The 13,522-nt window shown below is 55.1% G+C and carries 12 protein-coding genes; 3 read left to right on the top strand and 9 right to left on the bottom strand.

Annotated elements, in window-relative coordinates; all coding sequences use genetic code 11:
• Position 1 precedes the first annotated feature (1 nt).
• Both HQL65_04040 and HQL65_04035 read right to left on the bottom strand, forming a co-directional pair.
• Positions 2–526 carry a D-sedoheptulose 7-phosphate isomerase gene (locus HQL65_04040; protein MBF0135386.1) on the bottom strand — a complete coding sequence of 175 codons (525 nt, stop codon included), beginning with the start codon at positions 524–526 and terminating at the stop codon, positions 2–4.
• Positions 527–638: 112 nt separating this feature from the next.
• Positions 639–1,202 (bottom strand): HAD-IIIA family hydrolase, encoded by a 564-nt coding sequence (locus HQL65_04035; protein MBF0135385.1) that lies wholly within the window; start codon positions 1,200–1,202, stop codon positions 639–641.
• A 153-nt stretch (positions 1,203–1,355) separates the two neighbouring features.
• Here HQL65_04035 and HQL65_04030 point away from each other — a divergent pair, with 153 nt between their 5' ends.
• From HQL65_04030 to HQL65_04020, 3 genes are all read left to right on the top strand, one after another.
• Positions 1,356–2,252, top strand: a complete 897-nt coding sequence (locus HQL65_04030; GenBank protein MBF0135384.1) for a DUF3108 domain-containing protein — start codon at positions 1,356–1,358, stop codon at positions 2,250–2,252.
• Complete coding sequence (kdsB, locus tag HQL65_04025) at positions 2,249–2,986, top strand: 3-deoxy-manno-octulosonate cytidylyltransferase (GenBank protein ID MBF0135383.1); 738 nt, start codon at positions 2,249–2,251, stop codon at positions 2,984–2,986. The genes HQL65_04030 and kdsB overlap by 4 nt, the downstream gene beginning before the upstream one ends.
• Positions 2,987–3,052: 66 nt before the next feature.
• Entirely contained in the window at positions 3,053–7,528 is a 4,476-nt protein-coding gene (locus tag HQL65_04020; protein MBF0135382.1) for a hypothetical protein, read from the top strand.
• 24 nt (positions 7,529–7,552) lie between these two features.
• On the opposite strand, the gene HQL65_04015 is transcribed toward HQL65_04020, so the two are convergent.
• The 7 genes from HQL65_04015 to HQL65_03985 form a co-directional block, all read right to left on the bottom strand.
• On the bottom strand, positions 7,553–7,936 hold the full coding sequence (locus tag HQL65_04015) for a clan AA aspartic protease (GenBank protein ID MBF0135381.1): 384 nt from the start codon (positions 7,934–7,936) through the stop codon (positions 7,553–7,555).
• Positions 7,937–8,020: 84 nt separating this feature from the next.
• Entirely contained in the window at positions 8,021–9,469 is a 1,449-nt protein-coding gene (locus HQL65_04010) for a bifunctional folylpolyglutamate synthase/dihydrofolate synthase (protein ID MBF0135380.1), read from the bottom strand.
• Positions 9,470–10,393 carry an acetyl-CoA carboxylase carboxyltransferase subunit beta gene (locus tag HQL65_04005; GenBank protein ID MBF0135379.1) on the bottom strand — a complete coding sequence of 308 codons (924 nt, stop codon included), beginning with the start codon at positions 10,391–10,393 and terminating at the stop codon, positions 9,470–9,472. It lies immediately after the preceding gene.
• A 12-nt stretch (positions 10,394–10,405) separates the two neighbouring features.
• On the bottom strand, positions 10,406–11,059 hold the full coding sequence (locus HQL65_04000) for a phosphoribosylanthranilate isomerase (protein ID MBF0135378.1): 654 nt from the start codon (positions 11,057–11,059) through the stop codon (positions 10,406–10,408).
• A gap of 4 nt (positions 11,060–11,063) precedes the next feature.
• Entirely contained in the window at positions 11,064–11,840 is a 777-nt protein-coding gene (trpC, locus tag HQL65_03995; protein MBF0135377.1) for an indole-3-glycerol phosphate synthase TrpC, read from the bottom strand.
• 74 nt (positions 11,841–11,914) lie between these two features.
• A complete protein-coding gene (locus HQL65_03990) occupies positions 11,915–12,466 on the bottom strand; it encodes an SCP-like extracellular (protein ID MBF0135376.1) in 552 nt (183 codons plus the stop codon).
• A 33-nt stretch (positions 12,467–12,499) separates the two neighbouring features.
• Complete coding sequence (locus HQL65_03985) at positions 12,500–13,492, bottom strand: DUF4351 domain-containing protein (GenBank protein MBF0135375.1); 993 nt, start codon at positions 13,490–13,492, stop codon at positions 12,500–12,502.
• Between the last annotated feature and the right edge of the window lie 30 nt (positions 13,493–13,522).

Here is a 13,522-nt window from a genome sequence, read left to right as displayed (position 1 = left end):
CTTACTCCATGATCGAGGCTTCCACCCAATCGCACAGGAGATGGCCGATCAAGATATGGCCTTCCTGGATGCGGGCGGTGACCTGGGAGGGAACGGTCAGGCAGAGATCGACCGCTTCCCGCAGGAGGCCCCCGGCGTGACCGGAAAAGCCGATGGTAAAACCACCCAGACGCCGGGCGGTCTGCATGCCAGCCAGGACATTGGGGCTGTTGCCGGAGGTGGAGATGCCCACCACGACATCTTCCGGGCGCAACAGGGCTTCCACCTGCCGGGCAAAAATGGTGTCGAAGCCATAATCATTGCCCAGGGCGGTGAGAATCGAGGTATCCGTGGTCAGGGCCAGGGCGGCCAGGGCGCGTCGTTCGCGACTGAAACGACCGACCAGTTCGGCGGCCAGATGCTGACTGTCGGCGGCGCTGCCGCCGTTGCCCATCCAGAGTATCTTGCCGCCACTGCGAATGGCGCGGGTCATTTCGGCGGCGGCCCGGGTCAGATCGGGTATCAGCCCGCGCACGGCGTGAACCATGGCCAGATGGTCGTCAAAGGCATGATTGAAATCGATCAAGTCACTTCCCCTCCCTCCGTGAACACATGTCGCACCAGAACCAGACGGCCATCGAGGGCACGATGGTGTTCATTCATTTGGCATCTTCCATGAACACGTCGGACGCAAGAAACATGTCAACAAAGGCCGACAAGTCGGCAAAGGCCGGTACATCGGGACGTTTCAGGGCCGTCATTTCCCCCTTGCCGGTTCGGACCACTGCCGGACGGCAACCGGCGGCTTCTGCGGCCTGGATATCGCGTTCGGCATCGCCCACCATCCAGGTTCGGGCGGGATCGAAGCCCCACTCCTTCTGTGCCTGGAGGATCATTCCTGGAGCGGGCTTGCGGCAACCGCACCGGTCTTCATTGCGATGGGTGCAAAAATAATATTGCGCAATGTCACCACCGACCGCAGAAATCTCCGCAGCCAGGCGGGCATGAATTGCCTGCAAGGTTTCCGGGGTGACCAGGCCTTTGCCGACACAGGCCTGGTTGGTGATCACCAGACAGGAGACTCCGGCATCCCGCAGGCGGCGCATGGCCTGGGGAATACCCGGCAAAACCTGCATCTGGGCCACGGTTTGAATGTAGTCGGGCCGATCCTGGTTCAGCACCCCATCCCGATCCAGAAGAAGTATGCGCGAATTACGTTGCATCCCGCCAGTTCCCTTTCCAATCCTCTTTGAGATCCTCATGAGCAGTTGATGACGAAGAGCGGCTCCTTGCTTTCCGATGCGTAAACAGGGTTAATACTACGATCTGGTGATCGTGCGGACAATCCCCCTGCATGCAGGAAAACGGTTTTTACCATGCACATGGCAACGACGGCAGCAAACAAACCATCCGGGCCAAGGTTATTCCTGGTGCGCGTTTGCCTGATTCAGCTTCTGGTCTGGACACAGTCATTGATCCGGGATCCTGGCATTGCCCGCGCAGAACCGGCATCCACGGGGGCCGTGACCGGCGAACGGCTGGATTTCAACGTGCATTGGAAAGGGGTCCCGGCTGGCCGGGCTTCCCTGGCCTACGATACCACTGGTGATCCTGCCAAGGGAGATTTTCAGTATACCATCAAGGCCAATCTGGTTTCCATCGGGCCTGTCGATTGGATCTATGGGGTCAATGATGTCATCACTGCCAGAGGGGTTCGCAATGCCTGGGGGTTGACCACCCTGAATTATCTCAAGCTGCAAAATCAGGGACGCCGGCAACGACGTGTCGATTACGATTTTCAGCGCGACAAGGATCAGGTCGTCTTGCGTAAAAACGACGATCCACCCAAAATTCTGGACAATATTTCCGATAACATCAGCGATCCCATGACCGTTTTCTACCAACTGCGGAGTCAGACGGATTTGAAACCGGGTGCCGGCAAGATCCACCTGCCGGTCCTGGACAGCGACCGTTGGTACATGGCTGAAGTGACGACAGGTCCGGCGGAAGATCTTTTCACGCCACTCGGCTGGTTTCAGGTATTTCCGATCCATCCCTTGTTGCAGGCATCGGAACTGTTTCGGCAGCAGGGTGATTTGACCATCTGGGTCACCCATGATGAACGGCGTTTGCCGCTGCGGGTTGCAACCAAGGTTCGTATTGGCCAGGTGACGGCGGAGTTGATTGGTTTTGTGGATGGTCGGGGACATTCCCAGGCCTTGCATGATCAACCTGCCGTGCCGGAAAATGCCCGACCCGGGGGGACACCATGACCAGGATCGTGGCCATCATTCCAGCGCGTTACGCCTCCACGCGCCTGCCCGGCAAGCCGCTGGCGGACATTGCCGGCAAACCCATGATCCAGCATGTCTATGAACGTGCGGCCCAGGCCAGATTGGACCGGGTTCTGGTGGCCACCGACGATGAACGTATTCAACAGGCCGTGCTGGCCTTCGGTGGCGATGTGATCATGACCTCCCCCGACCATCCGTCAGGAACGGACCGGGTGGCCGAAGCCGCCAGAACTCTGGAGGCAGACCTGATCGTCAACGTCCAGGGTGATGAACCCCTGCTCCATCCCCACATGCTGGACCAGCTTCTGGAACCGATGCGTACCGATTCGACAATCCCCATGGGGACCCTGGCCCATCCCCTGACCGATCCGATCGATTTTTTTTCGGCTGATGTGGTCAAGGTGGTCTGTAACCGGGAAGGATTTGCGCTCTATTTTTCCCGTGCCCCCATTCCTTTTGCCAGGGACCAAAAAGGTGTTGCATCGGGTGTGCTGCGTCATATAGGCTTATACGTTTACCGTGCCGATTTTTTGCAGCACTTTGCCAGGATGAATCCCACTCCGCTGGAACAAATGGAAAAACTCGAACAATTACGCGCCCTGGAAAACGGTTTTCCATTGCGCGTTGTGGTGACGACTTTTTCTGCCACTGGGGTGGATACGGCTACTGACCTCGACAAGGTCAGAAAATTATTCGCAGCCGGTCACGTATGACGATCCAGGACAACAATAACATTCTTAATATTCTTCACTTTCCGGATTCCCCGGGATTTTGGCACAATGGATCTACTTGAGAGCGAAGTCAAAGAAAGACCGGACCTGCGTCCTTTGGCAGTTTATGGCCAGACGGTCATCAATCTGTTTACGCAAGAGACCGAACCGGGATCACAAGTCTGCCTTCTGCCGATTTACAATCGAGACCAGGTTCTTTTCCAAGAGAGTTATCAGGAATTTTTTTCCCGCGCCCAGGATAAATGGTCGGATACCCTGCGGGCCATCTCCCTGCTGCAAAAAAACCTGGTCGAGGAGAGACGACAGGCCGAGGCCGTCGATCCCTCTCAGGTCAGTGAGGTCAAAACCCCCATTCTCGACCGGTTTATCGCTTTCCAGGGAGCCATCCGGCAGTGGGACGAAGAGGCCCTTGAGGATAATCCGTTTCTCAAACTGACCCGGATGATTTTCCAGCTCAATATGGAAGCTGCCCGGGGTGCCTTGAAGGTGGCCGTGGCCGAAGCGCTGGCCGAACGGGAACGCATGAACCTGCAAGCGGTTCCTCCCATCCGGGAAATCTGGTGGGGTTCAAGTGGAAAACGGTCGTTCATCCGGAATATGGCCGATTCTTTGCGGTGGTTGATCATTGGCCTGAAACCATTCATTTCTGTATTGCTTTTCATTCTGTCAACAGTCACCACGTTTCGTGGCATCAACGAACTGCTTCAGCTTCCCATATCCCATAAAATTTTTGGGACCCTGTTTGCAGGCGGTGCCGGGGAAACAGCCCGTTACGTCGTTGGCCTGGCCGTCGGAATTTCTCTTTCGCTGGCCATTCTTGACTTCAAGGGTCGCCTGTTCCAGGGCTTTGCCGAAAAAGGGCGGTTTTGGAAAGGGCTGGTCCATGCGTTCGGGATCAATCCACGCTGGATTGTCCTGGCGACGTTGCTGACTTTCTTTTCGGTCTACACCAATTATGATGGCATTGTCTCCCTGGTTTCCAAGCAGGGTGAGCTGCAAAAACAGTGGTTGGATATCAAGGGGCGGGTCGAACTCGTTCTCGGCGATCCCGACACCGCCAATCCAGACCATCCACAAACATTGCATGGCCTGAAAAAAGCCCTGGAACTGACCGTCAAACAGTCGGTCGTGACTTTTGAAAAATTGCCCGAAGATGAACTCTCCGGCATTGCCTCCAGCCAGGATCCCCGCAAGGGACCCCGCTATTGGGCCAAACATTTTGTGGTGTTTGGCGGCTTCACCGAAGGACTGGTCGATTTGCCCAAGGTCCATACGAATTCGGAAACCTCGCGGGCCATCAATGCCATCCTGCTTGGCTCCGGATTGAATTTCAGCAAAAGCATCGATGAAAAAATTCGGGAGTTGACCACCCGTTATTTCCAGAATTTTGAGGCAACTCACAGGTCAATCCGTGAGGACCTGGATAAATTGGACCATATCATGCGACCCAGTGGACGCTCGGTGGCCGAGTTGCGTCGTTTCATGACCCTGGAACACTATGACATCAATACCCTGGTGCAAAAAATAACAGCATCTTTCGAAGACAATAAGCGTGTCTATGATGAAGTGGCTACCGAACTCAACAAACTTCTGAAATTGCATGTTTCCGTTTTGCGCCAAGTCGATAAGTACGGCAGTACACAACAGGTCGAGTATCATATTTCAGCCGCTGTCGATGCCCCGGATATCGAGGGAATCGATGCGTTGAAAAAAGGGGTCATTCCGGCTGCCATCCATAAAGACCTCGCCGCCCTGAACCGGTTTCTCATCGATGAATATGGCGCAACCATGGCCAGATTTCTTCTGATGGCCATCCTGCTCTTTTCCATTTCGCTTGATCTCGGTGAACTCCTGCTGTTCACTCGTTTCACGGTTAAAATTGCCAAAAAAGATGAAAAAATTCTGGACCATAAAAGCACGGCCATCACGATGTGGAATGACGAATTCGTGAGTAAAGTCAGGACTTTTTTTGAAAAAAAAGAGGTATGGTTTTCCCTCCTGAGCTGGCTGCCACGCCCCTCCGAAATCCTGATGCGGGATGCCCTCGTCATGTGGCTGTTCGATATGGATGGGGAGTTGAAATATACCGGAGGCCATGTCACTCCCTGGCTCAGATGGAGAATCTGGCTGGTCCGTCTCTTCAGGGCCACGGTGCGCAAGGAAATCTGCTATGGCCTGCAAGCCTGGGATCGTGCCCTGGATCGTGTCCAGAAAGCCTTGAACCGAAATGAATGCCGGTTCCTGGGAGTCTTGTACCCAGGTCTGCAATGGGACGGAAAGCTGGAAAAAATGCTGTTCGTGCAATTGGGTGCCAAAATCTCGGCAGGCATGCAGCAGGGACAGGAAAAATTCGAGCTGAGCCTGAAACAAACCAGTGGTGTGCCCCTGTGCAAATCCATCGTCCGGGGAGGAACGCTCCGCGAAGAAACAAAATCCAAAATGCAACGCGATTTTGAGTTGACCCTCGACAAGGCCTACAAGGAACTGGATCCGCAAGCCAGACGGCAACGCCAGGAAGCTGGAACTGGCAACCGTTCCCCTGCAACCGGCAAGATCACGAAAAATTCTGCAACCTGTACCCGCTGTGCCCCAAAAGGTATGCTGCAAATCTGGCGCTGTGTCATGGTCTCCATGCGCGAAGGGTGTTCTGCTCATGATGAAGATCCGGTTTACTGGGTTACCTTGTACAAAAAAATTGCATTCTTTTTGATCTATTATGTTTATTGCCCGATTTGGCAGGCAAAATATTGGATTTTCACGGTTTCATTTATTAATGAAAAAATTGATTATCCATGGTCACGGAAAAGATGGCTTTACAATTTTTGCGTATCCAATAGAGGACGCCTTGAAAGAGTAAAAATAACCTCTGTGGAAAAAAACAAAATAATTGATATTGAAGATATTTTGAAAAGAATCCCAAAATTAAAAATCAATAAAATAAAGGAAATATTTGACAAGCTTGATGGATTCTCTACGGATTGGGCCAAAACATGGAAGTTATCGATACTTCATTATGATAATATTCTCCAGGGTATCGAAGAAGAAGCAAGAATGATTCGCGGGCTTGGAAAGAATGCCAGCGACGTTGCCGATGAAATGTTGCTTTACAATAAAGGGATTGGATTGGGCAACCTGTTGTATTATGAAAGCCCGCACAATTTTTCTTTGCTGGAACAATTCAAGACGATTGAATTGCAAATCGAGGATGCCATAGAACGGATCAGTGAAGTTGATTCCCTGTATCAACAAAAAGTTCAGTTTATCAAGGAAATCGAGGATACCTGCTCCGATATCAGTCGATTGCTGACCAACATCAAGATGGGCCTGGTCAGTGGCGAGATGGATTATCAGGGTTGGAAGCTGTTGGGCGGTGACAAGGTCTACCAACAGGTTACAGAGGAAATTCAAAAAATTCTGGAAGCTTCCCAGGAACACCATCAACAGGATGTGGTCGAACAGGGTGAAGAAGTTATTTCCAAACTGACTCAGTTGCGCAATCGCTCCAAACAATTGCATGAGCAATTGTTGAGTGCCAAAGAGGTCATGAGTCAACCACTGGCGCGTCATCATGATCTGTCATCAAAGGGAAACGCGGCGTACTTTGAACCTGTAACGGAGTCAACCGCAGATCCGACCCGGCAGGAATCACAGCAGGCCACCACCACGCCAACCTGGCAGGAGGAACACCAGGCTCCTCTGCCAACCCGGCAGGAGCAAACTTCCGCTATTCCGATCTGGCAGGAACAACAGACCTCCATACCAACCCGGCAGGATCAACTGTTTGCACTTGCAACCCGTCAGGAACAGCCGGCTGTTTTTCCGGCCCGTCAGGAACAGCCGGCCGTTTTTTCGGCCCGTCAGGAACAGCCGGCCGTTTTTCCGGCTCGTCAGGAACAGACGGCTGTTATTCCGTCCCGTCAGGAACAGCCGGCTTTTTCTCCGGCCCGTCAGGAACAATTTGTGGAGTTGGATCACCTGGCTGGTCCGGCGATCCAGCAGGAAACGCCGATCTACGCAAAAGAAGATATTCGCGATTTGTTCCCAGCCCAGGAGGAGATCCAAAAGAGTTCCAAGGGTGACTGGGCGATTGCCATTCGGGGTCAAAAAAGTCCCGTGACCAATCCGGGTCGCTTGGCATCCAGGCTTTCCACAAGACCTGGACCACCACAATCTCCTTTCCGGAGTCAGACAGAGGAAGTCGGATCCCGTCGGGAGGTGGAAAGGTCTGTCTTGAAAACCAAAGTCGAAATTGTAATGCCGGATGGGGTTGCCCATCGGGGTGTTACAGAAGATGTCAGCGTCGTTGGCGTCCGCATGAAACTGGAACGGGCCGGAGATGGTCTGAGAGAGGGCATGCAGGGGACTTTTCGCTTTGTGCGTTTGACCAGGGATGCAGGCTTTTCCTGCCGCGTGGTGCGGGTTTCCGGCAGTGATGTCATGTTGACCATCCACTCCGATACCGCCCGGTTTGGCCTGGTGGTCATGCAGGAAATTCTTTCCCAAAACAAGATTCAAATCATCTGACCGTTCGTCAATTGATCATGCGTGTCAGGCAGTGGTTTTCACGGGTGCCATGGCGATATGTGGATTCTCCGGATTCACCACCAGTTTTTGTTGTGCCATATTGATCACGATATCCATATCTTCCATGGGGACAGCACCCAGCAAGGGTTCATGGCCCAGCACCAACGCGCCGGCAAAACAGCGGCGATTGGCAAAATGAATCTCCAGCGGACCAACGTAGGGAACCAGATGTCGATGGCCATCGGCCAGGGTGACTTCGCGTTTCTCCAGCTCTTTCAGTTGGAGCTGCATGGCAACATGTTGCGGTATGCACATCAGGAGAGCGCCACTGTCAACCATGGCGCGAATGACCATGGTCGAGTCCAGCAGGGGATTTTTCAAGACCAGGTCAGCGTGAATCAGACCCATGATGATGACTCCTCGTGAGAATTGAACACAAAGTGTACCGCCTTTTCCACGAGGCATCCATTCCATAAACCATGACGCTGTTGATTATCTGGCAAACAGCAGGGAACGAACGATGCCGACCAGATGCAGCGACCCGGTGACCAGGACCCGGCCAGGGTGTGGGCAGCTTTTTTGTGCCGACCGCAAGGCCGTTGCCGGATCCGGGCAAATGGAGGTGGCAATTCCTTGTTGCCGCCAGATATGGGCCATGGCTTCGGGGTTGGCGGCGCGAGGTTCCGACAGAGGGGCGATCCAGACCTGCCGCACCCAGGGGGCCAACAGGTCGGCCATGCCGGGTATGTCCTTGTCCTGCAAGGCCGTAAAGACCAGATGGGTGGGAAGAGGTTCCATATCGGCCAGGGCGGCGGCCAACACCCGGGTTCCCGCACAGTTGTGTGCCCCATCCAGCCAGACAGGCGGAGTCCCCGGAACAAGTTCCAGACGTCCCGGCAGCCAAGCCTGGGAAATGCCCTTTTGGCACGCTGCCAGCGGGACAGACCAGGGGCAGGAGGCCACGGTCGAGAGCAGACGCAAACCGGCCAGGGCCAGGGCGGCATTGCCATATTGATGGTGTCCCGGCAGGCGCAGGGGTGGCAGGTCCAGGGTTCCCAAAGCGTCCTGATAGCGCCACATTCCAGAGTCATCCGGCTGGGTAAACCGGTAATCCCGCTGGTGCAACCAGAGGGTGATGCCCAAGTGTTCTGCCCGGCGTGCAATGCTTGCAGAGGCTGTTTCCGAACCGGGATCCGCCGCTGCCGGAACCCCGGGTTTCAAAATGCCGGCCTTTTCCCGGGCAATCCGGCTGAGGGTCTCTCCCAGATACTCCTGGTGATCCAGACCAATGGGCGTGATCAAGGTCAGATGGGGATGGATCACATTGGTGGCGTCCAAACGGCCACCAAGACCGGTTTCCAGGATCACTGCCGGGGGGGGGATGGACGGACGGGCATGCACAGGGGATCGGGTGCCGGCTCGATTGTCGGAATGGGCATCGGCACAGGCATGGGCGTGGTGGTCGAAACGGGTATTGGACTGGCTGTCGGCATGCGGACGGGAGCGCGTGTCGGATGGAGGAGGGGATCGAGGTTGCAGGTGGGAAAAATGGAGCAGGGCAACCGCTGTCGTCAGCTCAAAAAAAGTGGCCGGTTCCCCGGCATTGGCTCGCAATACCGTCGTCAGCAGGGACTCCAGGGTGGCATCATCGATGTCCCGACCCTGACTGCGAATCCGTTCATGGAAGCGTTGCAGGTGCGGAGAGGTATAGACAGCGGGTTCATGGCCGGCCTCGTGCAGAATGGCCTCCAGGAAAGCGACCGTGGATCCCTTGCCGTTGGTGCCGGCCACATGAATGGCGTGCAAACCCCTTTCCGGATTGCCCAGGACATTCATAAGACGCCGCATCCGGCCCAGACCCAGACGGATGCGCTGCGCGGAAAATTGTGCTGCCTGCGAAAGAAGACGTTCATGAGCGGTTTGACCCCAGGCGGTCGTCATTCAAGGCGCATCCGGATCAAAGAGCGAGGGTTGTTCCGGTTCAGGCACAAAGGAGTATACCCCATTCCGGGTCACGCTCCGCCCGGTCAGACGGGAAAGCAGCAAAGCGAGCAGGGGGCGGATTTCATGACGTTGGCAGATACGATCCAGAAAACCGTGTTCCAGCAGATATTCACTGCGCTGAAACCCTTCCGGCAAGGCCTCGCGAATGGTTTGTTCGATCACCCGTGGACCGGCAAAACAGATCAGGGCATTGGGTTCGGCCAGGATAATGTCACCCTGCATGGCAAAAGAGGCCGTGACACCCCCGGTGGTGGGATCGGTCAGGACGACAATGTAGGGCAGGGCCGCCTCTTCAAGGCGGGTGATGGCCGCCGTGGTCTTGGCCATCTGCATGAGAGAGAGAATCCCCTCCTGCATGCGGGCACCTCCCGAGGCCGGAAAAACCACAAAACCGCATTTGGCCCGTTCCGCAGCCAGGGCGGCATGGGCAATCTTGGCCCCGACCACGGATCCCATCGAACCAGCCATGAAATCAAAATCCAGGGCCGCCACGACCACCGGCACCTTTTCGATATACCCCTTATAGACCCGCACGGCATCATTGACGCCCGTTTTTTTCTGGGCATCCTTGATGCGATCCCGATACCGCTTGAGATCCTTGAATTTAAGGGGATCCGCTGGATAAAGCGCCGGAAAGAGTTCCTGCCGCCCGTCGGGATCCAGGGTGATGTCGATGCGGCGCTTGCCGGAAATGCGAAAGTGGTATTGACAATGCCGGCAGACATCCAGATTGCGTTCCAACTCCTTCTGGAAAAGGGTCTGGCTGCATTCAGGACACTTGATCCACAACCCTTCCGGTGCCTGAGTGCGTTTGGCACTGACCTTGATTTTCGGGCGAATGATGCGTTCAAACCAGTTCATGCGGCGTACCCGTCAACCAGGAGAGGGTTTTGCATGTGGGGTGGGGGGAGACAAAACCGTTTGGCGTACACGATCCATGAACCGGCACATTTTGTCATGGTCCTTGATGCCCGGCGCGACCTCCACACCACTGGAAAGATCCACCCCGTAGGGTTTGACCATCCGGATGGCCTGTTGCACATTATCGGGATTCAAACCCCCGGCCAGAATCAGGGGGGTTCGGCATTGAAAACCATCCAGCATGGTCCAGTCAAATGCCTGCCCGGTGCCGCCATAGGCATGGGAAACCTTGGCATCCAGGAGAATACCGGCAACCGGGTACTGGTCAATATTTTGCAGATCGGCGGGGGTGGCAACCCGGATGGCCTTGATGACCCGGGCAGGGAGACCAAGGCAGGCGGCAGGGGGTTCATCGCCATGCAGTTGAATGTCGGTCAGACGGCACTGGCGGGTGATCTCATGGATCCATTCGGGCGGCTGGTTGACGAACAAACCCGCCACCGCCACAAAAGGGGGCAAGGCGGCAACCAGCCTGGCGGCCTGGTCGGGATCGATATAACGCGGCGATTTTGGATAGAAAACCAGGCCAATGGCATCCGCCCCGCAACGCACCGCCGCCAGGGCATCCGCAACGCGGGTCATGCCACAAATCTTGATTTTGACCATCGCGTCAGGATCCCATGAGACGTGCCAATGCGGCACCCGGATCACTCTCCCGCATCAGGGATTCCCCCACCAGAAAGGCATGGATTCCGTGTTGCTGCAGGTGCGCGATATCCGCCGGAGTGCGGATGCCGCTTTCCGAGACGATGCAACGCCCCGCATCGGCCCGCACCGCAAGACGCAGAGTGGTCTCCAGGGAGGTGACAAAGGTGCGCAGATCGCGATTGTTGATGCCGAGCAGGGGGGTTTGCAATTCATGGGCGGCATCGAGTTCGGCTTCATCGTGGACTTCGACCAGGACGTGCAGGTGCATTTCCCGGGCGGCGGCCTCCAACTCCCGGGCCTGCCCGACAGACAAGACCGCCATGATGAGCAGGATGGCATCGGCACCGATGGCCCGGGATTCGATCACCTGGTAGGGATCAAACAAAAAATCCTTGCGCAACAAGGGCAGGTCCACTTCGGCGCGGATGCGGGTCAAATATTCCTCGCTCCCCTGAAAAAAATCCCGATCCGTCAGACAGGAGATGCACGTCGCACCGTGTTGGGCATAACCCGCTGCAATGCGTATCGGATCGAAGGGGGGATGGTCCGGATGGATCACCCCCTTGGATGGGGAGGCTTTCTTGACCTCGGCAATGATCGCCAGCTTCGCGTTCTGGATTTTGCCGGTCAAGGTCTGCGTAAAATCCCGGGTTGGCGGCAGGGTCCGTGCCTGTTCCACCAGCCGGGATTCCGGTGAACGCCGCCGCCGTTCCGCCACCTCTTCCCGCTTGCGGGCCATGATGCGGTCCAGAATGGGGATTTTTTCTTGCAAGGAAATTTCCTCAACGTGACAATGGGTTATCTGACAGGAGTTCAGTAGGGCTTTTCCCCGACCATGTTGCCATGCGGATGATAATTGCAGACCCAGATTTGTCCGCGATCCGGGCAGATGTGCATGGCACATCCCACCTCTTCCGTTGCCCGCCATACCACCTGGGTATAGTGGCCGCAAACCTGCCCGGGCGTGCATGTGTTCTGGGCGTAATTGTAATCTTTCTGTTCGCTGGCCCAGGAGTCCACCACCGTGTCTGGATTGACTTTGGCCACTTCCCGGCGACCATCGGACCACATGATGGGGCTTTGCCAGAAAATATTTTCCCCATACAGGCCATCGGTGCGATGGCGCATTTTGCAGCCATCGGCGGCCAGAATTTTGGCCCACTCCAGGGCATGATTCGCCAGTTTTGCCGACCAGGCAAGTCCACCCACGCCCACCTGACTGCGATGGTGATTGTGCCGTTTGACCATCGCCTTGGCCATGTCCGCCGGGGAGATATCCCCTTTCTGCACCACCTCGGCCTGCACGGATGAGGCCCACAACGCCAGCCAACCCAGCCAGGCGATCTTGATCCTTTTCCTGGTCATGACTTCTCCAAATATATCAGGTGAAACTCACCGTCACTGCGGGTCTTCGAACACGCTGTCCAGTGACTGGGCATCCAAAATCCGGAGACTCCACTCTTCCAGTGTCGATGTCTCGGCTTGGGCGATTTTTTCATCCACCCAAACAGGTAAATTGCCAAAACGGCGTTGCAACAGTTGCGCAAGGATTTTAGCTTTGCCATTTTTTTCGCCATTTTTTTCGCCATTTTTTTCGCCATTTTTTTCGCCATCCCGACGTTCTTGCAGTAGGCGATGCTCAAATCTTGGCAAAGAAAAAAGCTTCTCATCAGGTGCAGAGTTGATGATAGCATCGAACAATTCCTGCCCAAGCCTGGAAACATACTCGGGGGTGATTTCTTCGATTTCTGGACTATTCAGTGAACCTTTCATGAGCAACCTCCATAAACCGGCCATGTTCCGACCAAATGCCTCAGAGAGATTAAGCAAACCCGTGTGCTTGATTGTTTCGAAGGCTTTTTTTCGCTCATCCTGGCGGCTGGAAAAACATTTCAGGGGGGCATTTTGAGGTTCATTGGCCAGTTCGTTCAAGAGAATCAACCGCAGCATGCCGCCCCAGAGGGGTTTGCTTTCATAAACTCCGGCAGGTCCAACAGGTTGGAAGGAAAACCGTTCGAGAAAATTCGACTGCGGCGTTATGGAACTGATGACAACGCTCCGCAATTGCTGGCGTTGCAGACAGGCAGTTTCCAGATACAGGGTATCGTACACCGTGATTTGGGACAGTGCATCCTCATTCAGACTTTCGGTGATTTTCAATTCGATCAAAATCTGGTCCGCATCGAGGTCCCGCAGTCCGTCCGCCAGGAGCAAACGCTGCTCTTTTGTCCACCCACCTTCATTGCGCTGAATCAGGATCAGGTCTGCTTTGGGTGGAATGGAGATGACCTCGACTTCTGAACGCACTTCGATACTGACAGATTGCATCTGTATTTTCAGCGTTTCGCCGACCAGACGATGCCAGTAAATTTTTGTTGCTCGATTATCCAAAAATTTTTATTCCTTCGTGAGCCACTTTCA

The sequence above is a fragment of the Magnetococcales bacterium genome (assembly GCA_015228935.1).
Lineage (GTDB): Bacteria > Pseudomonadota > Magnetococcia > Magnetococcales > DC0425bin3 > HA3dbin3.
The sequence above is the reverse complement of the archived record's forward strand: the minus strand, read 5'-3'. Positions and strand labels throughout refer to the sequence as shown.